This window comes from Candidatus Paceibacterota bacterium, assembly GCA_028718635.1.
Classification (GTDB): Bacteria; Patescibacteriota; Minisyncoccia; order Phycocordibacterales; family UBA9973; genus UBA9973.
Genome location: JAQULK010000001.1, coordinates 449,311 through 469,161, shown reverse-complemented (window position 1 = coordinate 469,161; position 19,851 = coordinate 449,311). Strand labels below are relative to the sequence as shown.

Below are 19,851 nucleotides of genomic sequence, written 5' to 3'. Positions count from 1 at the left end.
AAAAGCAAATACACCTCACCCGGCTTTCAGCCACCCTCTCCTTATTAAGGAGAGGGACTGGGGGTGAGGTTCCCTAAAGCAAATCTATATTAGCTTGTATTTTTGTTTTCAAGGACGCAACGCTTCTGCTGTATGAACACGTCGACCCTCCGGAGCCATAATATTTACAGGCAGCTCTATTTTGCGCGCTGGCGCTAGTACCTATGGCTCCAAGATCAGTGAGATACATTCCAGAGGCCATAAAAGAATCTTTTGGAGACCAAGGATTGGCATAATGCCCTAGAATGTCCTGCAAGCGACTAGTAAAAAGTTTCCACGTTGAAGGGATAAATTGTGCAGGCCCCATGGCCCCACCGTATCCTGCTACCCCCGCTATCGGACAGGAAACAGCAGTTTTAAATGTATTCAAGCCAAGAGCGTTTGTTATTTCCATAAATGGCTCTACGTCGCGTGTAGGTTTCATAACATTTGAAAATGGTGTTCCGGTATTTTTACCTACACCTGCGCCGGTGTCCGGATCAGTCAGATAACATTGGCCAACGTTTGCCCCTAGATTGCTTTCCTGAGTAAGAATTGCGAGCAAAAATGCCGGCTCAATTCCCAACTTATTGCTTACATCGTTGGCGTAGGCAAGAGCTGTTCCAAAATCAATTTTAGTTGAGGAATTTGCAAGTGGAAATAAAGCTGCGCGAATTTTGTCCGCCTGAGCTTTTTTCTGCGCAGCCAGCAATTTATATGCAGCTTCTTTTTGTTTAGAAATTTCGAGTAATTGCTTTTTGTCAGCTTCCGCTTTGGCGGTACTTTTTTGCGCGCTTTCCAGCTCTGCTTTTGCGTCTGCCTCAGCGTCTTGTTTTATTACCAGGCCTTGTTTTTCGACTTCTGTCTGCGTTTTTACTCCATTTATAACATCAACAGAATTTTTTATCGCTTGCTTGATTGAATTGTAGGATTCTAGATCGCTATAAAAACCTGAAATACTGTCGTTAGATAATAAAAAAGTCACGGAATTTTGACTATCAAATTCATTTGTATTTCTAAGCAATTGAGCAAGCGATGCATACTCACGATCTATTTTATTGGAAAGGGTGTTGATCTTATTGACTTTTTCTCCAATATTTATTTTTAATTGAGCGATAGCGAGCGACCGAGCTTTTATTTTTGTTTTTAGGGCATTAATTTGAGAGGTCAAATAAGCGACGTCTCCCTTTAGAGTGCCTGTAGCTTTTTGTTGCGCTTTTTGCTTATTTAATAGGTCCGCAAGCTGAGCTTCTATTTGAGCTAGTTCGTTTCGACAATAATCTTTATCAGACTGGCTGGAGGACGCTACTAAAGTCAAACAATCAAAAGCAGCATTTACTTTTTGAGTAAAAAACAAAGAGAAAACTAATAAAGCAATAAATGCAAGACTTAATATTGAAACAAAAAAAGTTATGACTATTCTTTTCGTCATAACTCTATTGTATCATATTTTATAAAATATTTAATCTTTCTTTTCAGATTCTCCCTCAGAATCCTCAGAAGAGGGCAAGTCTTTCTTGCCTTTTTTTTCTACCTCAATTGCAGATAGATCTACTGGTGCTGCTGCTTCTTCTTTTTCTTCTACTTGTTCGACGATGGAAGCCACCACTTCAGTCGGCTCATTAATAGCTACCACTCCGGCTGGAAGTTTTACGTCAGAGACGAAAACTTGGTCATTGAGTGTTTTTAATTTAGAAATATCAACAACTAGATCGTGAGGTAAATCAGAAGGCAGTGCTTCAATCTCAAATTCATGCATAACCTTAACCAAGTTTCCGATTCCGCTTTTGACGGCTTCTGATATTCCTTCAAATTTGAGCGGAACATTAACGCGTATTTTCTTTTTCATATCAATAGCTAAAAAGTCTGCGTGTATCGGCTCGCCATTTACCGGGTCGACTTGCACTTCGTGAATGAGCACATCGATATTTTTGTCTAATATTTCAACTTTGATAGCGGAAGACTCTCCTGCGTCTCTCCAGACTTTCTTGAATTCAACAATAGGTACTGAAATGGAAGTCGTGTCCTTCCCTGCTCCATAAAAAACGGCTGGTATTTCACCAGACTTTCTTAAAAAATCTAATTTTATGCCCTCCTCTCTCTTTTTAGCTTTAATTGCAAACATGGAAACATTATATAGAAAGAATTTAAAAATTGCAAATTTATAAAGATTAAAATTATTATTTTATTCCATTAAAAAGTTTCAATCTCGCTTCCACTATTTTTTCTATCGCCTTCACGGCTGGTTCGAGTATTTTGTAAGGAGTAGTTTCTTGCGGATTGTCGGACAAGGACTTTTTGAGCGCTTCGTCATATGCTAAACGAATCTCTGTACTAATGTGGATTATCGAAATACCTGCCGCAATAGCTTTGGTAAAATCTTCGTCGCTCAATCCTGACCCGCCATGTAATACTAACGGGATTCCTGTTGCTTTTTTTATCTCGGCAACAAGTTTTTCATCGATATGAGGTTGCTCGTTTTTTATTAATCCATGAATACTGCCGACGGATGGCGCAAGCATATCCATCCCCGTCATTTCCACAAATTTTTTTGCATCTTCTGTCTTGGTGAAAATTCCAGCACCTTCCGGAATTGTGTCCTTTATATTTGAGCCTTCGCCAATATAACCGAGCTCTGCCTCTATTAAAATATCTTTGCCTGTTTCTTTCCTAATCATTCTGGCGTAATCCACGCATTCTTCTGTAATTTTTACATTATCTTCAAAACTTAACTTTGCTCCATCAATAATCGCAGAATCAAAACCGGCATCAATGCAAGCTTTTACAGAACCAAAACTGTGATGATGATCAGCATTTAAAAATATCGGAAAATTATCTCGTTCACGAATAGTGGAAACCAAAGCGACAGCTTCTTCTCTCCCGATAAATTCTTCTTCTCCTTCAGAAAGACCGATGATGACCGGCACATTTAGGCTTTTCGCCGCATTATAAACACCATGAAAACCTTCTAGATTTGAAATATTAAAATGCCCTATGGCTACTTTTTTTTCTTCTGCTTCTTTTATATATTCGCGTAAAGTTTTCATAGTGTTAATGTCAAAGGGAACCTTTGACATTCAGGTTAATCTATTTTAATAATTCTTTTAATAATTTAATAACAATTTGAGGATTGGCGGAACCGTTAGATTCTTTAATTATTTTCCCAACGAGAGACATAATGGCATTTTCTTTACCAGCTTTATAAGTAGCAACTACTTCAGGATTTTCATTTATTATTTTTTCTATTATTATTTTAAGCGCTCCTTCGTCATTACTTTGAATTAAATTTTTCTCAGTTGCAATTTTCAGTGGTGACTCATCTTTTATCACAATCATAGCTAAAATATCTTTTGCCACCCGAGAAGAGATTTTATTTTCCGTGACTAAATTTATCAATTCCACAAAATTATTTACTTGCGGAAGCCTTGCTTCCGCATTTGATTTCTTTATTCCTATATAGTCTGAAGTTATATAATTTGAGGCTGTTTTTATTTTATTCTTATCAACTAAAATTTTAGCCACCTCTTCAAACCAGAAACCAAGTGCTGGATCATTTATATAGACCTCAATATCTTCGTCTTTTATTCCAAAATCACTTTTGTATCTGGATCGCTTCCCGGATGGCAATTCCGGCAATTCTTTTTTTATTTGCTCTAAATTGAACGCTTCATGCAATTTCATTTTCGGTAAATCAGGATCGGGGAAATATCTATAGTCTGCGCTTCCTTCTTTTTTCCTCTGAGAAAAAGTTTTCTGTTTATTCTCATCCCATCCGCGGGTTTCTTGCACTATCTCTGCGCCTTTTCCACTATCCAAAAGCTCCGTCATTCTATCTATCTCGTATTTAACAGCGCGCTCGACACTCCTAAAGGAATTCAAATTTTTTACTTCTACTTTTGTACCAAGAGATTTCTGGTCTCTTGAAATTGAAATATTCGCTTCTACACGCATTTCACCTTTTTCCATATTCGCTTCTGAGACTCCCAAATACCAAAGAACAAGTTGTAATTCTTTTGCAAATTTGGTGGCTTTTTTGGCGGTTTCTTCGGCTGTTTCAAAAGTATGCGGTTCAGTGACAAGCTCCATCAAGGGCACTCCAGCGCGATTGAAATCAATCAAGGAGTATCCTTCCCCGTCGGACGTTGGACGTCCGAATTTCGGACGTCCAACGTCCGACACACTATCTCTGTGTTTGTTATTCGCTGTGTCTTCTTCTAAATGTATTCGAGTAATATCCATTTCGGCTAATCTTCCACCAGAAACTATCGGATATTTGTATTGAGAAATCTGATAGCCTTTCGGAATATCCGGATAAAAATAATTTTTGCGATCAAATTCTGAAAAGTCCGCAATATTGCCGTCTACAGCAAGTCCAACTTTTATCACATTCTCAATCGCTTTTTTATTCGGCACCGGCAAGGCTCCGGGGTGCGCCATGCAAACTGGGCAGATATTTACATTTGGTTTTACCTCATCTGGATCGTTCTTACAGCCACAGAACATCTTCGTTTGTGTTTTTAATTCCGCATGCACTTCAAGACCAATTGTTGGATAATATTTTTTTATCATGACAATATGTACTATCTTAACATAATATCACATTTAATTAATTTGAACGCACTCTTGAAAAAGTTTTATATTCTTGTTAGAATATTTACATGAAGATTTTAATCATTGAAGATGAGGAAAATCTAGCCAAGCTTATCAAAAAAGGTTTGGAATCTGAAGGTTATGCTGTGGACTATTTAACAGACGGAGAATCTGGTGAAAATCGTATTTTTTTACATCATCAAGATTATGATCTAATAATTTTAGACTTGATGCTTCCTTTAAAATCAGGAAAGGAAATTTGCCACAATATGAGAGAAATGAATATTCATACTCCTGTTCTGGTATTAACCGCAAAATGCGATTCAGTCAGCAAAGTATCATTGCTAGACATAGGTGCAGACGATTATATGTCAAAACCTTTCGAACTTACCGAATTATTAGCTAGAATCAGAGCTTTAACCCGCAGACCAAAAGTTTCTCTGCCTGTCGAATTGAAAGTCAGCGATCTGGTTTTATCCCCAAGTGATAAAAAAGTTTTCAGAAACAAAAAAGACTTAAACCTTACCCTAAAGGAATTCAGGCTTCTGGAATATTTTATGCGCCGTCCGAATCAAGTAATAGAAAGAGTTAATCTAGTAGATAATATTTGGGATTTTGATCAAAATTCTTTTTCCAATAGCGTCGATGTCTATATCAATCGATTGAGAAACAAAATAGACAAAGGCAGGAAGAACAAATTAATTCAAACTATTCGCGGAGTGGGGTATAAATTAAAAGTCTGACCTTTTTAAGGAGGAAAAAGTAATTAAATTTTCTTCAGCTTTTTCTTAAGAGTGAAACTTTAAAATCTTTATTAATTCATCCCTGAATTTCTTCACTGACTTATCATCATATAAAGAAATTACAAAAACTTTTTTGCTGATCTTTTCGAATTTTTTCACTTCTTTTTCTATTGTCTTCAGCAAGGACTCCCCTTGCTGAAGAAGAACATCGCTTTTTGTTAGAACTATTATTTCTTTCTTGGAAGCCAAACTCTCTTCACCATCTTTATTTAAGCCTAATTTTTTATCATATTTTTCTAACTCTTTGCGGATTTCTTTGTAGACTTTCATCATGCCAGCCGAGCCCTTGGTTAAATTCTCAAAGGATATTAGATGTGCAAGCATTTTTGTGCGTTTAATATGGCGCAAAAATTTAACACCTAGACCTTTGCCTTCTGAAGCTCCTTCAATGATTCCAGGAATATCAGCAATAATATAACCGTAAAATTCCCCTAGATTCGGATCAAGAGTGGTAAAAGCATAATCTCCCACCTTCGCTTCCGCATTGGTCAGTGAATTCAGTAGAGAAGTTTTCCCCGCATTCGGAAGCCCGATAAAACCCACATCTGCAAAAAGCTCCAACTCTATTTTAAAATTTCCTTTTTCACCCTCCGCTCCCTCACGTGATTCTTTTGGGGTCGTATTAGTAGAGCTTTTAAAATGCTCGTTTCCGAAACCGCCGTAACCGCCTCTTAGGATCATAAATTTCTCTCCCTCAGATGCGAGTTGCCAGCTCTCATCAGTCTCAAGATTTGTAATTATTGAACCAATCGGTAAATCAAGGTAAAAGTCTTCGCCATTTTTGCCATGCAAGCTTTTATTTCCGCCATCCTCTCCGCGCCCGGCCGTAAAACTTTTTTTTGCTTTGTATTTTGAAAGTATATGAATATCGCGTACAGCCCGTACAAAGAAATCTCCCCCGCGGCCGCCGTCTCCTCCTGCAGGTCCGCCTTTGGGTATAAATTTTTCCTGGCGCCAGCGCACGACACCATTTCCGCCCCGTCCGGCGGACGCTTCAATTTTCATTTCATCAATAAATGCCATATAAAATAAAGAAAATAAAAATTTTAAGAGTCGTGTTGGTCCCCTGTCCTTATGACTCCGAGGGCGAAGGCTCTAAAATTTTTGATTTTCTTTATTTTACCCTAAAAGTGCCAATTCTGCTAATTTAATAGCTCCCTCTTTTGTTTTAGCAACAGCTAAAAACACATTTCTGTGGCAAAATATTGCATCAGAAACTCCTGTGACTTTTTGTAGTTCTTGATCGCGCAAGCCAGCCCAGCTCTCAGGAAAATCTTTTCGATTTTTAAAACTATTTATTTCTTTTCTCATTGCCACTACTCCCCAATCCTCTTTATCACCATAAACAATAAAAAGCGGTTCAGGAAAATTTTGCAAGGCGTCATAAATTTCATGCCTGGAAACTTTTGGTTTATCTATGACCACCACTCTTTTATCCTGGCTGTTTTTGTAATAATTCTGGATTATTTTTGTAATCTCTATTTGATCATTATTTTTTTTAATTTCCCTTTCTAGGATTTTTTTTGCCCACTCTAAAGCCTGTAAAAACTGTTCGTCTTTTTCGTCTTTTTCCAAAGCTGTTCCTGAAAAAATAGACAAAACATCATTTACGCTATAAGAAAAAACATTTTCAAAATTATTTTTGTATAAATTTATACCGTTATCATGCGCATCAACGGAAGAAACTAATTTTTGATCTATTGTGTCAGCCACTTTTTGCGATCCGCAAAGTTCTTCGCCGAATTTTTTCCACACTAAGCCAAAAGATGAATATTCAATGCCATTTCCCCTACTCCCCACCCCGCCTATTTGATGATGGTCAAATCTGTTTTGCTCTGCGTCGTATATCCCTCCAACATCAAAAACATAATCGCTAGACTGGATTATTTCCTCATCTCTCGTGCGGATGATTTCACATTCTTCGCCTTTTTTCTCCACCAGTAAACACAATACAGCACAGGCAAAAACATCATCTGCATGAAAGGACCCGTTGTGTGTAATTAATTTATTTATCTTTGTCATAAAATTCCTCAAATATTTCGTAAAGCCAAGTGACTAACTTGTCAAAAAATACAAATAACATGAACAATACAAGGACCACTACTGAGAATTTCCAAATCTCGTGGCTGATATGCAATGCAGTATAGCCAAAAAAGAAACCAAGCGACAATAAAAGAGGCGCCCAAACAACTGTAGCAGAAATTTCAGCTTTTAAAAACTGCTTATAATTTATCTTTTCATAACCGCAAAAAATAATAACCAAATTATTGGCACCAATTATAAATTTAGAAACAAAAATAGACCAAAAAGGTTTCGTTTTAAATTTTGGCAAAACATTATAAACACGTTTTTGAATATATTTAAAAAAATTATTATAATTAAATTTTTTAAATAAATATTTTCCTAAAGCATACCCGATAAAAGTTTTAGTTATTGAACCCAAAATAATAAACAGTAAAGAAAAATAAAAATTCAAGGCGCCAATATGAGCCAGAATTCCAGTAAATATTACAAAAAACTCTCCTTCAAAAATTAATCCGGCATAAATTAAAAGATAAGCGAGAACTTGATGATTCTCTACTAAACTGGTTAAAAGGTTGACTGTATGCATGGCTGATTTGAAAGGAACGCAGTGACTATTAAAATCGACACCCTGTTAAATGCCCTTTGGGCAACTTTTGCGAAGCAAAAGTTATTTAACAGGGTAAAAAAAATTATATTCGCCTTACTCATTAATTTTTATTTAAAATAAAGAATCAACGACCTCTTTCACCATCGATCCTTCTGCTTTTCCTTTTAAATCCTTCATTAAAGCAGACATCAGCATTCCTTTTTTTGTAGCATCGGTAATTCCGAGCTCGTCTTTTTTAGCTCGCGCTATTTTTTCTACTTCGCTCTTCTCCATCAATTTTGGCAAATAAGTTTCTAAAATAGAGAGCTCTTCTTGTTCTTCTTTTACTAAATCCTCTCGATTCCCTTTTTTAAATTGCTCGATAGAGTCTTTCCTCTGTTTTGCCAGCCTGGTAATCACCGCCAAGGCTTCTTCATCCGAAAGCATGTCTTGCGGTTTTTTATTCTTCGCTACCAGTTCATTTGTAAAGGCCGAGGACATCGCGCGAAAAGCCTTCAGCCGTAAAGCATCCTTTGCCATCATCGCTTCTTTTATTCCATTTTTTATTTGTTCGTGTAACATAACAAAAATTTATAAAATATAATTTTTGAAGGGGTTTCGAGCGCGACGGCGCGAGAACTTCAGGATTTTTTTCAACAGAAAAAAATCCGTACCGAAGAAAAATTGATATTTTATAAATCTATATAAATCATACCAGAAGTATGCTAAAATAGCACTACCTGTCCCGTTAGAAATTCAAAAAACATGTTATAATGATATAGATTATTAATTAAAATTTTTAATGGGATGTCTAAGTTGATATTTTTTGATACAGAAACCACAGGCAATACAGAAAAGGATTTTTTGGTTCAAATCGCCTATAAAAGCAAAGACGAAAGTTTTACAGGCCTCTATAAGCCTGAAATAAAGATTCCTCCGGAGGCTTCAGCTGTGCACCACATCACCAATAAAATGGTAGCTGATAAACCTACTTTTAAAGAAAGCACTGATCAGGCAATAATTAAAAAACTTTTTGAAGACAAAGATTCTGTTGTCGTTGCCCACAATGCCCCCTTCGATTTGGCAATAATTAAAAAAGAAAGTATAGAACCAAAAAATTTCATCTGCACTCTAAGGCTCGCCAGATATTTAGATAAAGAAGAAAAAATTGACCGGTACACTCTGCAATATTTGCGCTATTTGTTGGATATCGAAGTAGAAGCCACTGCCCACGATGCTATGGGGGATGTTTTAGTGTTAGAAAAACTTTTCGAAAGATTGAAAAATAAAATGTCGAAGATGCTAACAGAGAAAGAAAAAGAACTTACAGAAGAGGAAGTTATAAATAAAATGATAGAAATTTCTTCGCATCCTTCCCTTTTGCACACTTTCAAATTCGGCAAACATAATGGTAAAAGAATTGAGGATGTAATAAAAGTAGATAGAGGCTATTTGCAATGGCTTTTAGACCAAAAATTAAACGGCGACGGCATAGACGAAGATTGGATTTACACTTTGAAGCATTATTTAGAAAAATAATAGTTATCCACATATTGTTGTTTTTTTACAACAAATATATTATACTAAACTTGTAATGAAAATTACCCTCGCCTATAGGATATTAGGATTGTATTTATGCCTCGCCCAAGCTTTACCGCTTGGGCGAGTTTGTTTTTACATACTCTAAATGATCTTTTAAAGAATCAGCTGGAATATATTTATCACAATTCATCTTAAGTTCTTCGCTAACAAAATCCCTAGCACAAATAACAATAGCTTTTTTCTTTTTTGATTTTAAATATTGTAAAAGGGTATGAAAATCACTATCTCCAGACCAAAGAAATATTGTATCGTATTTTTCCATTTGTTGTATTATGTCCATTGTCATTTCTACATCAAAGTTACATTTATTTATTTTTCCTAAAAATTTACCATCTTCATCAAAATTGTTTATTTCTTTTATATCTTTAGTACGAACTCTGAAACCACATTTTCTAGCTTTATCTATACGAAATATTGATTGGCGATATTTCAAATTTAAAGTATGTTCCTCAGGTAAATCTATATGCTCTTTATAATGCCCATAATAAAAATATTTTTTGCTTGCCTTAATATGATTAATTAATTTATGAATTTTTTCTATATCAATTTCTTTTTTTAAATATTCTTTATTTTCTTTTTTCCAAAAAACTTTCGCCCAATTCCTTACGTTAGCAAAATCTACAAAAGAAAAAATTCTCCCGTATTCTTTTGGATCAAATAAATAAGCCTCTTGAAAATGTTTATCTTTAAATTCAAATAAATCCATAAATGCAATCATAACACACTGGTTATATAAATAATTTAAGTTATCCACCTTTACAAAAAAACATACTTATTTTACAATAGTAGTTGTACAGGCGTATAGCCCTGAAGTAAAGCCAGCTATGCTGACGACTGCGAATGTGTGAGGCAACTCACTTGTATGGGGATTAGTAATTACATACTTATAATATGAGTTTGAGGTTTTCTGCCAACTGTTTAGGAATGGTTGGATCCTACTTTTAACCAAAGACCTTTCAAAGACGTACCCACTACAAAAACTTTAGTCTTTAGAAGACTACGCAACTCTGGCATAAGGCCAGAGTTTTTGTTTATAAATTAAAAATGCTAAAATTACTAATATGGAAGAAAATATTTTTTTAATAATTATAATAATTGTCTGTATAACTATTATTTTTTTCTTGCTTTACCTTAATAATAGAAAAAAGAACATAAATGGAAAAGACGACATCGGATTGAATCTTATCTTGACGCAAATAAATGAACTTTCTAGAACTGTAGATAGCAAGATCGGCGAGTCCCACAAACAGGTCAATGAAAGTTTGAAGTTCCATTCTTCTGAATCAAATAAAATAATTCGGGACGTCACAGAGAGACTCACCCGTCTGGACGAGACAAACAAGCAAGTCATCTCCTTCGCTGACCAGCTCCAAAGCCTGGAAAATATCTTAAAAAATCCAAAACAACGCGGAATTTTAGGCGAATATTATTTAGAAACAGTTTTGAAAAATGTATTGCCTCCTGGAAGCTATCAGATGCAGTATGCTTTCCCCGATGGAACCATCGTGGACGCAGTTGTTTTTGTGAAAGATAAAATCATTCCTATCGATTCAAAATTCTCCTTAGAAAATTACAACAAAATGGCCGAGGAACATGACGGCACCGAGAAAAAAAGACTAGAAACAATTTTTGTAAATGATTTAAAAAATCGCATTACTGAAACATCAAAATACATCCAGCCCACCAAAGGCACTACTGACTTTGCATTTATGTTTATCCCCCACGAAGCCATTTACTATGATTTGATCACCAATAAGGTCGGCGCAAGTGACGATAATGAGAACCTAATCCAACGCGCGGCTGGAAAGTACAAAGTCATTATCACCTCCCCCACTTCATTTCTTGCTTATCTGCAAACTGTCCTGCAAGGACTCAAGGCTCTGCAAATAGAAGAGTCCGCTAAAGAAATAATTAAAAAAGTAGAAGACCTCGGCAAACATTTAAAATCTTATGATGAATATCACAACAAGCTCGGCAATGCCCTGGGCACAGTGGTGAACCACTACAACGCTTCAAATAAAGAACTAAAAAAGATAGACAAAGATGTGCTTCGCATAGCCGGCGCTTCACCCGAGCTAGCGCTTCTTGAAGTGGAGAAGCCAAAATCAGGAGACTAAATTTTATTACTCAAATGAAATAGGAATGACGAGTTCATCAGCATTTTGAGGAAGTCCAGATGGATTGTCTTTCATTAGGATTAGTTTCCCCTTCCCGGCTTTTTGTGTATGGAAAGTGACAACTTGTTCAAAAGGAACAAAATCGGTCGTCATCCAATTTGCTGAAGTCATAATATAACCTTGAGAAAGCGGAACTTCCTTGCCTTCGGTGTTAATTAATTTAATAGGAAAAGAAGCTTCAAAAAACCAATTCCCTCTCGCCTCGCCTTTTATGTCGATTGAATTTTTTATCACATCGTTTGGCTGGGGTGAAAATACGCGAATAAGATCTTTTTTCTGTTCAGCGTTTCCTGTATCCATATTACTTACCAGGCTCGGCTCCATGGTCGTTTCTTTTTTAACATTAATCTGCCAGACCAAAGCCATAATTACTAAAATAATGATAATAATTATCACCGATATAAATTTTTTCATATGATGATTATAACATGAGCGGTAAAAACTGTTATTACTCTACCGCTAGGTCTTTCCTAGCGGAATTATTATTTAGCCTTTAGTTTTAATTTTCTTTAGTTTTTTGATGAAAAATGCTATATTTTCCCAAGTAAGTTTCTTTAGGCTCTATCGTCTAATAGTCAGGACGGAAGCTTCTCAAGCTTCAAATCTGGGTGCGATTCCCAGTAGAGTCACAGATTCCTTATGCTATAAAAGCAAAGGTAGAATTTCTTCCGCGATAGCTTCTGGTGTTTTGTTTTCTGTGTCGATTTTTGTGTAATTGGGATAGAAAAAAGGAGTTGGGCTGGTAAAATTAAGAGTATTTTCTAGAGCAAGTACGTGTTCTTTATTTGGCGCATACTTTTTTTCTACACCACGCATTGGATTATCTGCGCGTTCTGCTCGAATTGAAAGCGGCGCAACTAATTCCACAAAGATTACTTTACCTCCGGCAGATTCATAAATATTTTTGTAAAAATCTATATTATTCTTTCCCCTCTCTTGTCCAAAATCCCAAACATAAGTGAAGATAAGATTAATTTTATTTTCTGCAGCTTCTTTTATTATATTCTCTCGAATGATCCTGCTCAGTTTATTTTCAGAAGAAGTTCCAACTCCAAATAGATGCATAACGCCATCCAAAGCCATGTGGTTATGAAAAAGCTTAAAATCTGATTTTGATTCTATTATCTTCCCTACTGTAGTTTTCCCCACCGCTGGAGGACCAAAAAGTATTAAAAGTTTCATAAAGTGATTCTACCATACGTCACAGATAACTATCAAAATAAATGGCATGGCAAGAATATCCGCCAGGGTTCTTTTGTAAATAATCTTGATGATATTCCTCCGCTTCGTAAAAATCACCCAATGGTTCAAGAGTTGTAACCACAGGATCTTTCCAGCGTTTTGATTTATTTACGATATCTATAAAATTTTCTGCTTCTTTTTTCTCCTCTTCATTGCTATAAAATATCGCGGAGCGATATGAAGTCCCTCTGTCATTCCCTTGCTGGTTTAAGGTCGTAGGATTGTGAATTTGAAAGAAAAAATCCAGCAATTTTTTATAAGAAGTTTTTTCTGTGTCATATTCTATCTCTACTGCTTCCGCATGACCCTCATGATTTCGATAAGTTGGATTTCCTACTTTTCCACCGGTATATCCCACACGCGTTTTCACGACACCTGCTTGTTTTCGTATCAGATCCTGCAATCCCCAGAAACATCCTCCCGCTAATATAATTTTTTTAATCATCTTATTATTTATTTAAGCATAATATCATTAATTTGTTATTAAAACACTTTTTTTTTGATTGAAAATTTTGCCAGTTGAAAAGTTTTGGCTTTAGTGTCATCATTATAGTTAATTATGAAAAATTTTGAAAAACGTTTTTTATACATATCAATCTCGCTCTTAATCTTGGCGTTTATTGTATGTACTATAGTATGCAGTATCTTGGCAAAAAGCAATAAAAAAAATAATGCCATTCCAGTTAACCATGTCGCATGCACGATGGAAGCGAAACTCTGCCCAGATGGTTCTTATGTGGGACGTATGGGATTAAATTGCGACTTTGCTGTTTGCCCCGAGGCTGCTCCCGCAAACAATAATAATGGAACAAAGAATATTCTTCCGTATAAATCAGGAGTGAAAGGAAAAGTCGTGTTGGGCCCGACATGCCCAGTCGAGCACATTCCTCCAGATCCAAATTGCGCCGACAAGCCATTTAAAACTAACATTGTTGTATTTCAAGCAAGCGATCTCGCTCATTCATTTGCAACGACTACCAGTGACACAAAAGGAATTTTCTCAGTTTCCCTACCGCCCGGAGACTATACCTTAGTCGCCGGAGAAGGCACTCTACCAAGATGCGATCATCCTCAAATCACTGTAAGCGCAAATACTTTTACCACAACAACTATTTCTTGCGATACAGGTATAAGATAAAAAAATCTTTTAATGTTTATGATCGCTTTTACGGGAGATGAAATAACGATTGACGGGAATAGTGATAACAAAGGCGACTACGAGTGAAGCCAATAATTTAAACCAATAGAGCGAGTCTCCAAGGTGTGCGTTTGTTGCACCCGGAATGAAAAGCAGAAAAGTACTGTCAACAGCCTCCATGGAAAGTATAGAGACGGTGTCTATAGACAAAGCGGTCTTGATAGCATGACGCCAGGAAATACCACTCTTTTTAAGCGACCAAGATGTAAGAAGGTACCCGAAAAAGAATGCGAGCGGTATAGAAAAAATCACTTTCGCGAATACTGCCCAGCCAAGCAAGGTCGTTATGGACATACCTAGCATTTCCCCTATTGAACAACCAAATAGGCAGTGCAAGGTGTGGCGTATAGCTAATTTTGTAAGCTGATCCAATCTCATTTTGAATAATAAGTTTTAATGATAATATCATATTTTCATGTTATATTAAATTTATGATGAAAAAGAAAATCAAAAAAATAATAATCTTGGGTCTTGGAATATTTTTTATTCTACTTGGATTGCTTGGTTTAGTAGTACCTCTTTTGCAAGGAATTCTTTTTTTGATAATAGGATTTTTACTACTGTCTTTTTATTTTCCCCAAACCAACACTATTTTAAAAAGATATTTACACAAACACCCTCATTTGGTTGAGAAAATAGAAAAAATCGAGAATAAAATAAAAGAATTTATCGGGGAGATCTGATTTGACTTTCTTCATACTTAGGCGTAATCTCAAAAAAGACAATAATGTAGCAAAAAAATAATATTTCCTTCTTAGGAAGGAAAAGAAAGGAGGTGGAGTGAGTGTGAGTATGCCGACTGATTTTGATTTAGATTTGGCCATTAAGTTGGCCAAGGCGGACGGTTTAGATCTTACGATAGACCACTTAGAGATACTTAATTTTCTTTTGGTTTATCATGAAAAGTGGGGAATTGTACCCACTTTTAAAGTGTTCGTTTTAGAGATAAAACGGGCACTGGGTCAGGATAAGGGCTGTACGAGGTACATGTACAGTCTGTTTCCAGAAAATCCAATGAGGCAGCTATGCAGATATGCAAATCTGCCTGAGCCCGATCGTCCTTCGACTCCAAAGTCTTGAATTTCAGTATCCCCTCCTCAGTGGTGAGGAGCACTTTGGGGGTTAGCGTATAGCTGGCCCTCTTTTTTATTTCTTCTCCAGCCACTCTCTCTCTTGGCGCACTAATAATTTGCTTTTATTTTCTTGATCTAAAAGAATAGTCTCGACGACACGCTCCATACGCATCCCTTGCGAACCTTTTACCAGCACAATGTCATTTTTCTCTACAAAAGTTTTTATAAAATTCCCTGCCTCACGTGAATTTAAAAATTGAATAATACTTTCTTCATTCATTCTTGCTTCTATCGCCCCTTCTTTTATCTTTTCTGCTCTTGGACCCACAACAATTAAAATATCTACGTTATCTTTGGCAATTTTCCCAATATTTTTATGAGCTTCACTGGTATGCTTGCCGAGTTCGAGCATATCACCCAAAACAGCCACCCTCCTCCCCTTTTCGTTTTTATTTTTTTCTATTTTTATCTGTCCCAAAGTTCTAAGCGCAAACTCGCAAGCAAAGGGAGAAGAATTGTAAGTATCATCAATGATCAAACTACCGTTTATCCCATTGTGCAGTCTCATTCGCCCAGGCGCCACGTCATAATCTTTGAGCGAATCTACCGCTGTCATCATATTAAATTTCAAGCCAAAGGATAATGCCAAAGCGGAGAGAGCCGCATAGACATGATTTCTTCCAAAAACTTTTTCTATTACGATAGGCAAACTCTTGCCTTCTACATCTACTCTGAATATTATTCCTTCGGGTTTGTTGTCTTTGTTGTAAAAAATAGTATCTCCTGAACCCAAAACATCAGCGCCTTCTTTAAATCCATAGGTGACAGTAAGATTTTTGCTTTTTTCTTTCATTTCCAAGATCGTCGGATCATCTGCGTTTAACAACAAAAGACCGTCTTTTTTTAAGGTTTTTATCAACAGACTTTTTTCTTCCACGAGGTGCTTGTGTGAATTGAAAAACTCAACATGTGAAGGCGTGTCTCCTATCGCTGTCATAATCACGACATCAGTTTTAAGCCAGGACGCTGTCTTTTTCATATCGTCAGGCTTCCCTATGCCGACCTCAAGCACGAGCCATTTGGGATATTTGTCAGTATTAAAAGGATTGAGAAAAAGCCACAACCCTTTTAATATATTTAAAAGCCAGATAAGCGGATTGTTCCACCCATTCGGAACACCCAAAATGGTAAGAGGCAAACCTATCTCACTATTAAAACTTTTTTCACTTTTTCGTACATGGGATATTTTTGAAAGGACAGCAAAGACTGCGTCCTTGGTGGAAGTTTTTCCCACTGATCCGGTGATGGCTATGATCTTAGGTTTATATTTTAAAAGCACTAGCTCCGACTCTATTCTTAAAATATAAACTATTATTTTTTTGAAAGTTGTTTTCATCCCGTACGAAATAGGACGCGTACGCTTACGCTTTTTCCTTTGTTTTACTATTAAAAATATCTTTAATCAATTTCATAAATTTATTTATTTTATGCGTCCGCGATTTCGTTCGGGATTCATATCCTATTACCTATCCGGCGGAACATTGTAATAATTTAATAAAAATTTCGCAATTTCCAAAAAAGGATCCGTCCAAGTCGTAGCAGAATAAAGCACCCCTTTAGGATTTATGGCATAAAGAAAAACTATAAATTTAGGATCGTAAGCGGGGAAATAACCTACAAAAGAATGGTTATGCCTATCTTTATAATATCCTCCATTTAGATTATCCGCAACTTGCGCCGTACCTGTCTTGGCTGCTACGCTAAAATGCTCAAGTTTTTTCGAATCTCCAGCTATTCCTTTATCCATAACTTGCACCAGCATTCTGGTTATCTCTTCCGAGGAGGCTTTGGTAATTTTTGTAGGAATTGCCGAATAAGTAATTTTCTTAGAAGTCCCATCAGTATATTTTATTTCAGAAACAAGATGAGGAGTAACTAAATTACCGCCATTACTAAGAGAGGCTAAAGCTCGAATTAATTCAAATGGGGTAAAAGCAATTCCTTGTCCAAAAGCCGCATTGGCATACTCGATCTCGCGAGGACTAGTCAGTATCCCAGAAACAAGTCCCGAGGTTTCATTCGGCAGATCTATCCCAGTTTTATCTTTAATGCCAAAACTCAATAAATAATCGCGTAATTTTACTTTACCTAATTTCTGTTCTACAAAAACCATACCGGTGTTGAGAGATTGATTAAGAACATCCTGCATAGTAGTGCCTAGGCCTCTGCCTTTTTTATCGAAATTAAATATTTGGTGTTTTTCGACAGTAACTTCGCCTTTATCGTTGTACGTCGTGTTGGCAGTGACTACTTTTGCGTCCAGAGCAGATGCCATAACTAAAGGTTTAACCACGGAACCAAACTCTAAAACATTTTCTACTAATGGATCCGAGAAAACTAAGACAGTTTTATTTTGAGCAAAATTATTCGGATCAAAAGAAGGTAGCGCTCCGAGCGCATAGATGGATCCGTCCATAGGATTCATAATTATTCCACCGACAGAATCAATCTGATATTTATTCTTTACTTCAGCCAATTTTTTTTCTAAAAAACTTTGAACTTGAGGCTCGATTGTCGTCACGATGTCCCCCTCTGCCACTTTATTTTTTTCAAACAAAGTTTCATTAATATTGGAGAAAACTTCAGCAAAAAAATTAACATAAGGATTGTCCACGTTTCGGGCAAGGATGGAATCATATTGCCTTTCAAGCCCATAACGCCCTCCCAATTCATCACCTTTATACCCCACAAAGCCGAGCGCGTGCGCAGCCAAATTGCCTCCAGGGTAAAAACGCCATTTTTCTTTAAAAATATTTACTCCGGGAATTTTTAATGCTGAGATGGCATCAGCTTGTTCTTTAGAAAGATGGTTCGCTATCTCTTCATATGGATCATTCTTTTGTCCTGCTCTTAATATAAAATTCGTGTAATCAAAAGTTGCTATTTTTGATAATTTTTTATAGACAGCTTCTCCATTGGTAATTTTATTTGGATTGATAGCCATTTTAAAACCGGCAGTTTGGATCGCAGCCGGAACAAGCGCTCCATCTTTGCGTACAAAATAAATAGTTCCGCGTTCAAAAATATTGGATGAAGGCGTGGAATATTGGCGATCTGCGGTTTCTGAATAAGTATTGCTATGTACTAATTGCACAAAAAAAAGTTTTGTTACGAGCACACCGGCAAAAATCAAAACAAAAAGAAGAATTATTCTGGATCTAAAAACAAAACTAGATTTCATTATTGGCAAATTTTACGTTTCCAAGATGATCACTGCTTGCATTGAATCCGAGAGCCTCGCCCGTAGGGCTACGGCCGAGGGTTTTTCGAGTGGCAAAAGTTGCCTTGGTTTCCTTAAATCCCATAGAAGATGAAAGATTCATATCAACACTATTTGAAACAGCTAAATAAGAAACTTGTAAGTTGCCCACCTCATTGGACAAAGAAAGCATTTCTTTTTCTAAATTTCTTCTTTCCACAATGTTGAAAACCATGTTTCCCAAAATAAATACATAAAAAAGCGCCAAACCCGCAAAAATAAAGATCATTGTATACAAAATATTTTTTTTAATTTCAATATTATTGTTCATAATATTTACATTGGATATTCGTGTTTTTAATTGTAAGGTTGCTTGTCTCATTATTTTATTTTTTCCATAACTCTTAATTTTGCGCTTCTTGATCGGGGATTATTTTTTAACTCTTCATCGCTTGCTAAAATGATTTTCTTATTTATTAATTTTACTTTTCCTTCTTTTTCTAATTCTTTATAAAATCTTTTTACTATCCTGTCTTCTAGGCTATGGAAAGAAATTACTGCCATCCTTCCACCCGTCTTTAATTTGCCAAATCCTTTTTCCAAACCATCTTTTAAAACTCCTAACTCATCATTGACTGCGATTCGTAATGCTTGAAATGTTTTGGTGGCTGGATGCAATCTCCCTCTTTTATATGATGCTGGAACTGACTCGCTGATTATCTTTACTAAATCGAAGGTCGTCTCTATCTTTCCTTTCTTTCTTGCTTCCACGATTCCTTTGGCTATCCTTCTGCTGTATCTTTCTTCTCCGTAACCATAAATAATGTCAGCCAAACTTTTCTCATTCCATGTGTTTACGATATCCATCGCAGTGAGATCTTCTGCCTGAGGATTTTCTTTCATGGTCATAAGCAAAGGCTCATTTTTCATAAAAGAAAATCCTCGTCCAGAATTTTCCAATTGGTCAGAACTCAAACCTAAATCAAAGATAATGCCATCCACTTTTTCTTCCTTCAATACTTTATCTAGATTGGAAAAATTTTCATTATGAAAAGAAATTCTCTTATCATTATTTCTCCACACACCTTTGTCTTGATCAAGCGCAATAATTTTCACTTTTGGAAATCTTTTTAAGATCTCGAGGCTATGTCCGCCTCCCCCAAAAGTGCAATCCAAAACGACAGAATCTATTTTCAAGTTCAAACCTTCTATTGTTTCATTTAAAAGAACTGTCTGGTGTATACTCTCCTTCGGCCGTTGTCCTATAGGCGAGGCCAT

Annotated in this window: 22 protein-coding genes; 5 read left to right on the top strand and 17 right to left on the bottom strand. The window is 36.3% G+C overall.

From position 1 onward, the window contains the following. Positions 1-73 precede the first annotated feature (73 nt). The 4 genes from PHT16_02540 to gatB are packed head-to-tail and all read right to left on the bottom strand — an operon-like array spanning position 74 to position 4,587. On the bottom strand, positions 74-1,450 hold the full coding sequence (locus PHT16_02540) for a lytic murein transglycosylase (protein ID MDD5721299.1): 1,377 nt from the start codon (positions 1,448-1,450) through the stop codon (positions 74-76). A 30-nt stretch (positions 1,451-1,480) separates the two neighbouring features. Next, positions 1,481-2,143 (bottom strand): 50S ribosomal protein L25, encoded by a 663-nt coding sequence (locus tag PHT16_02535; GenBank protein MDD5721298.1) that lies wholly within the window; start codon positions 2,141-2,143, stop codon positions 1,481-1,483. A gap of 55 nt (positions 2,144-2,198) precedes the next feature. Then, positions 2,199-3,065, bottom strand: coding sequence for a class II fructose-bisphosphate aldolase family protein (locus PHT16_02530; GenBank protein MDD5721297.1), 867 nt, complete (start codon positions 3,063-3,065; stop codon positions 2,199-2,201). Positions 3,066-3,105: 40 nt separating this feature from the next. Then, positions 3,106-4,587, bottom strand: coding sequence for an Asp-tRNA(Asn)/Glu-tRNA(Gln) amidotransferase subunit GatB (gatB, locus tag PHT16_02525; GenBank protein ID MDD5721296.1), 1,482 nt, complete (start codon positions 4,585-4,587; stop codon positions 3,106-3,108). Between the two features lie 89 nt (positions 4,588-4,676). Here gatB and PHT16_02520 point away from each other — a divergent pair, with 89 nt between their 5' ends. Beyond that, positions 4,677-5,351 carry a response regulator transcription factor gene (locus PHT16_02520; GenBank protein ID MDD5721295.1) on the top strand — a complete coding sequence of 225 codons (675 nt, stop codon included), beginning with the start codon at positions 4,677-4,679 and terminating at the stop codon, positions 5,349-5,351. Between the two features lie 45 nt (positions 5,352-5,396). On the opposite strand, the gene obgE is transcribed toward PHT16_02520, so the two are convergent. The 4 genes from obgE to PHT16_02500 form a co-directional block, all read right to left on the bottom strand. Then, a complete protein-coding gene (gene obgE, locus PHT16_02515; protein ID MDD5721294.1) occupies positions 5,397-6,434 on the bottom strand; it encodes a GTPase ObgE in 1,038 nt (345 codons plus the stop codon). 96 nt (positions 6,435-6,530) lie between these two features. Beyond that, positions 6,531-7,433, bottom strand: coding sequence for an MYG1 family protein (locus tag PHT16_02510; protein ID MDD5721293.1), 903 nt, complete (start codon positions 7,431-7,433; stop codon positions 6,531-6,533). After that, positions 7,417-8,022, bottom strand: a complete 606-nt coding sequence (locus tag PHT16_02505) for a VTT domain-containing protein (GenBank protein MDD5721292.1) — start codon at positions 8,020-8,022, stop codon at positions 7,417-7,419. Before PHT16_02505 ends, PHT16_02510 begins: the two co-directional genes overlap by 17 nt. Before the next feature lie 132 nt (positions 8,023-8,154). Continuing rightward, positions 8,155-8,604 (bottom strand): GatB/YqeY domain-containing protein, encoded by a 450-nt coding sequence (locus PHT16_02500; GenBank protein ID MDD5721291.1) that lies wholly within the window; start codon positions 8,602-8,604, stop codon positions 8,155-8,157. A gap of 225 nt (positions 8,605-8,829) precedes the next feature. Between PHT16_02500 and PHT16_02495 the strand changes: the two genes are divergently transcribed. Further along, a complete protein-coding gene (locus tag PHT16_02495) occupies positions 8,830-9,561 on the top strand; it encodes an exonuclease domain-containing protein (GenBank protein ID MDD5721290.1) in 732 nt (243 codons plus the stop codon). A gap of 112 nt (positions 9,562-9,673) precedes the next feature. Here the strand turns inward: PHT16_02495 and PHT16_02490 are convergent, their stop codons facing one another. Continuing rightward, the gene (locus PHT16_02490; GenBank protein ID MDD5721289.1) at positions 9,674-10,330 is read right to left on the bottom strand and encodes an NYN domain-containing protein; all 657 of its coding nucleotides are present in this window, start codon (positions 10,328-10,330) and stop codon (positions 9,674-9,676) included. A 355-nt stretch (positions 10,331-10,685) separates the two neighbouring features. On the opposite strand from PHT16_02490, the gene PHT16_02485 reads away from it, so the two are divergent. After that, a complete protein-coding gene (locus PHT16_02485; GenBank protein MDD5721288.1) occupies positions 10,686-11,741 on the top strand; it encodes a DNA recombination protein RmuC in 1,056 nt (351 codons plus the stop codon). A gap of 6 nt (positions 11,742-11,747) precedes the next feature. Here PHT16_02485 and PHT16_02480 read toward each other — a convergent pair whose 3' ends face one another. The 3 genes from PHT16_02480 to msrA all read right to left on the bottom strand — a co-directional run bounded on the left by PHT16_02480 (position 11,748) and on the right by msrA (position 13,488). Further along, on the bottom strand, positions 11,748-12,215 hold the full coding sequence (locus tag PHT16_02480; GenBank protein ID MDD5721287.1) for a Gmad2 immunoglobulin-like domain-containing protein: 468 nt from the start codon (positions 12,213-12,215) through the stop codon (positions 11,748-11,750). 228 nt (positions 12,216-12,443) lie between these two features. Beyond that, on the bottom strand, positions 12,444-12,983 hold the full coding sequence (locus PHT16_02475; GenBank protein MDD5721286.1) for a hypothetical protein: 540 nt from the start codon (positions 12,981-12,983) through the stop codon (positions 12,444-12,446). A 19-nt stretch (positions 12,984-13,002) separates the two neighbouring features. Next, positions 13,003-13,488: a peptide-methionine (S)-S-oxide reductase MsrA gene (gene msrA, locus PHT16_02470; protein ID MDD5721285.1), complete on the bottom strand. Its 486-nt coding sequence runs from the start codon at positions 13,486-13,488 to the stop codon at positions 13,003-13,005. Between the two features lie 114 nt (positions 13,489-13,602). Here msrA and PHT16_02465 point away from each other — a divergent pair, with 114 nt between their 5' ends. Then, a complete protein-coding gene (locus tag PHT16_02465; GenBank protein MDD5721284.1) occupies positions 13,603-14,181 on the top strand; it encodes a carboxypeptidase-like regulatory domain-containing protein in 579 nt (192 codons plus the stop codon). Positions 14,182-14,190: 9 nt separating this feature from the next. Here PHT16_02465 and PHT16_02460 read toward each other — a convergent pair whose 3' ends face one another. Continuing rightward, positions 14,191-14,619, bottom strand: a complete 429-nt coding sequence (locus PHT16_02460) for a DUF4396 domain-containing protein (GenBank protein MDD5721283.1) — start codon at positions 14,617-14,619, stop codon at positions 14,191-14,193. A gap of 53 nt (positions 14,620-14,672) precedes the next feature. Here PHT16_02460 and PHT16_02455 point away from each other — a divergent pair, with 53 nt between their 5' ends. Then, entirely contained in the window at positions 14,673-14,924 is a 252-nt protein-coding gene (locus PHT16_02455) for a hypothetical protein (protein MDD5721282.1), read from the top strand. Between the two features lie 463 nt (positions 14,925-15,387). On the opposite strand, the gene PHT16_02450 is transcribed toward PHT16_02455, so the two are convergent. From PHT16_02450 to rsmH, 4 genes are all read right to left on the bottom strand, one after another. Further along, positions 15,388-16,710, bottom strand: coding sequence for a Mur ligase family protein (locus tag PHT16_02450; protein ID MDD5721281.1), 1,323 nt, complete (start codon positions 16,708-16,710; stop codon positions 15,388-15,390). 126 nt (positions 16,711-16,836) lie between these two features. Further along, positions 16,837-18,555, bottom strand: coding sequence for a penicillin-binding protein 2 (locus tag PHT16_02445; GenBank protein MDD5721280.1), 1,719 nt, complete (start codon positions 18,553-18,555; stop codon positions 16,837-16,839). Beyond that, a complete protein-coding gene (locus PHT16_02440; GenBank protein ID MDD5721279.1) occupies positions 18,545-18,904 on the bottom strand; it encodes a hypothetical protein in 360 nt (119 codons plus the stop codon). Before PHT16_02440 ends, PHT16_02445 begins: the two co-directional genes overlap by 11 nt. A 50-nt stretch (positions 18,905-18,954) precedes the next feature. Beyond that, positions 18,955-19,851: a 16S rRNA (cytosine(1402)-N(4))-methyltransferase RsmH gene (rsmH, locus tag PHT16_02435; GenBank protein ID MDD5721278.1), complete on the bottom strand. Its 897-nt coding sequence runs from the start codon at positions 19,849-19,851 to the stop codon at positions 18,955-18,957.

Bases quoted from the DNA above. Each gene is read 5' to 3' on its own strand.
- PHT16_02540 (MDD5721299.1), bottom strand. From the start codon at position 1,450: ATGACGAAAAGAATAGTCATAACTTTTTTTGTTTCAATATTAAGTCTT.
- PHT16_02535 (MDD5721298.1), bottom strand. From the start codon at position 2,143: ATGTTTGCAATTAAAGCTAAAAAGAGAGAGGAGGGCATAAAATTAGAT.
- PHT16_02530 (MDD5721297.1), bottom strand. From the start codon at position 3,065: ATGAAAACTTTACGCGAATATATAAAAGAAGCAGAAGAAAAAAAAGTA.
- gatB (MDD5721296.1), bottom strand. From the start codon at position 4,587: ATGATAAAAAAATATTATCCAACAATTGGTCTTGAAGTGCATGCGGAA.
- PHT16_02520 (MDD5721295.1), top strand. From the start codon at position 4,677: ATGAAGATTTTAATCATTGAAGATGAGGAAAATCTAGCCAAGCTTATC.
- obgE (MDD5721294.1), bottom strand. From the start codon at position 6,434: ATGGCATTTATTGATGAAATGAAAATTGAAGCGTCCGCCGGACGGGGC.
- PHT16_02510 (MDD5721293.1), bottom strand. From the start codon at position 7,433: ATGACAAAGATAAATAAATTAATTACACACAACGGGTCCTTTCATGCA.
- PHT16_02505 (MDD5721292.1), bottom strand. From the start codon at position 8,022: ATGCATACAGTCAACCTTTTAACCAGTTTAGTAGAGAATCATCAAGTT.
- PHT16_02500 (MDD5721291.1), bottom strand. From the start codon at position 8,604: ATGTTACACGAACAAATAAAAAATGGAATAAAAGAAGCGATGATGGCA.
- PHT16_02495 (MDD5721290.1), top strand. From the start codon at position 8,830: ATGTCTAAGTTGATATTTTTTGATACAGAAACCACAGGCAATACAGAA.
- PHT16_02490 (MDD5721289.1), bottom strand. From the start codon at position 10,330: ATGGATTTATTTGAATTTAAAGATAAACATTTTCAAGAGGCTTATTTA.
- PHT16_02485 (MDD5721288.1), top strand. From the start codon at position 10,686: ATGGAAGAAAATATTTTTTTAATAATTATAATAATTGTCTGTATAACT.
- PHT16_02480 (MDD5721287.1), bottom strand. From the start codon at position 12,215: ATGAAAAAATTTATATCGGTGATAATTATTATCATTATTTTAGTAATT.
- PHT16_02475 (MDD5721286.1), bottom strand. From the start codon at position 12,983: ATGAAACTTTTAATACTTTTTGGTCCTCCAGCGGTGGGGAAAACTACA.
- msrA (MDD5721285.1), bottom strand. From the start codon at position 13,488: ATGATTAAAAAAATTATATTAGCGGGAGGATGTTTCTGGGGATTGCAG.
- PHT16_02465 (MDD5721284.1), top strand. From the start codon at position 13,603: ATGAAAAATTTTGAAAAACGTTTTTTATACATATCAATCTCGCTCTTA.
- PHT16_02460 (MDD5721283.1), bottom strand. From the start codon at position 14,619: ATGAGATTGGATCAGCTTACAAAATTAGCTATACGCCACACCTTGCAC.
- PHT16_02455 (MDD5721282.1), top strand. From the start codon at position 14,673: ATGATGAAAAAGAAAATCAAAAAAATAATAATCTTGGGTCTTGGAATA.
- PHT16_02450 (MDD5721281.1), bottom strand. From the start codon at position 16,710: ATGAAAACAACTTTCAAAAAAATAATAGTTTATATTTTAAGAATAGAG.
- PHT16_02445 (MDD5721280.1), bottom strand. From the start codon at position 18,555: ATGAAATCTAGTTTTGTTTTTAGATCCAGAATAATTCTTCTTTTTGTT.
- PHT16_02440 (MDD5721279.1), bottom strand. From the start codon at position 18,904: ATGAACAATAATATTGAAATTAAAAAAAATATTTTGTATACAATGATC.
- rsmH (MDD5721278.1), bottom strand. From the start codon at position 19,851: ATGGCCTCGCCTATAGGACAACGGCCGAAGGAGAGTATACACCAGACA.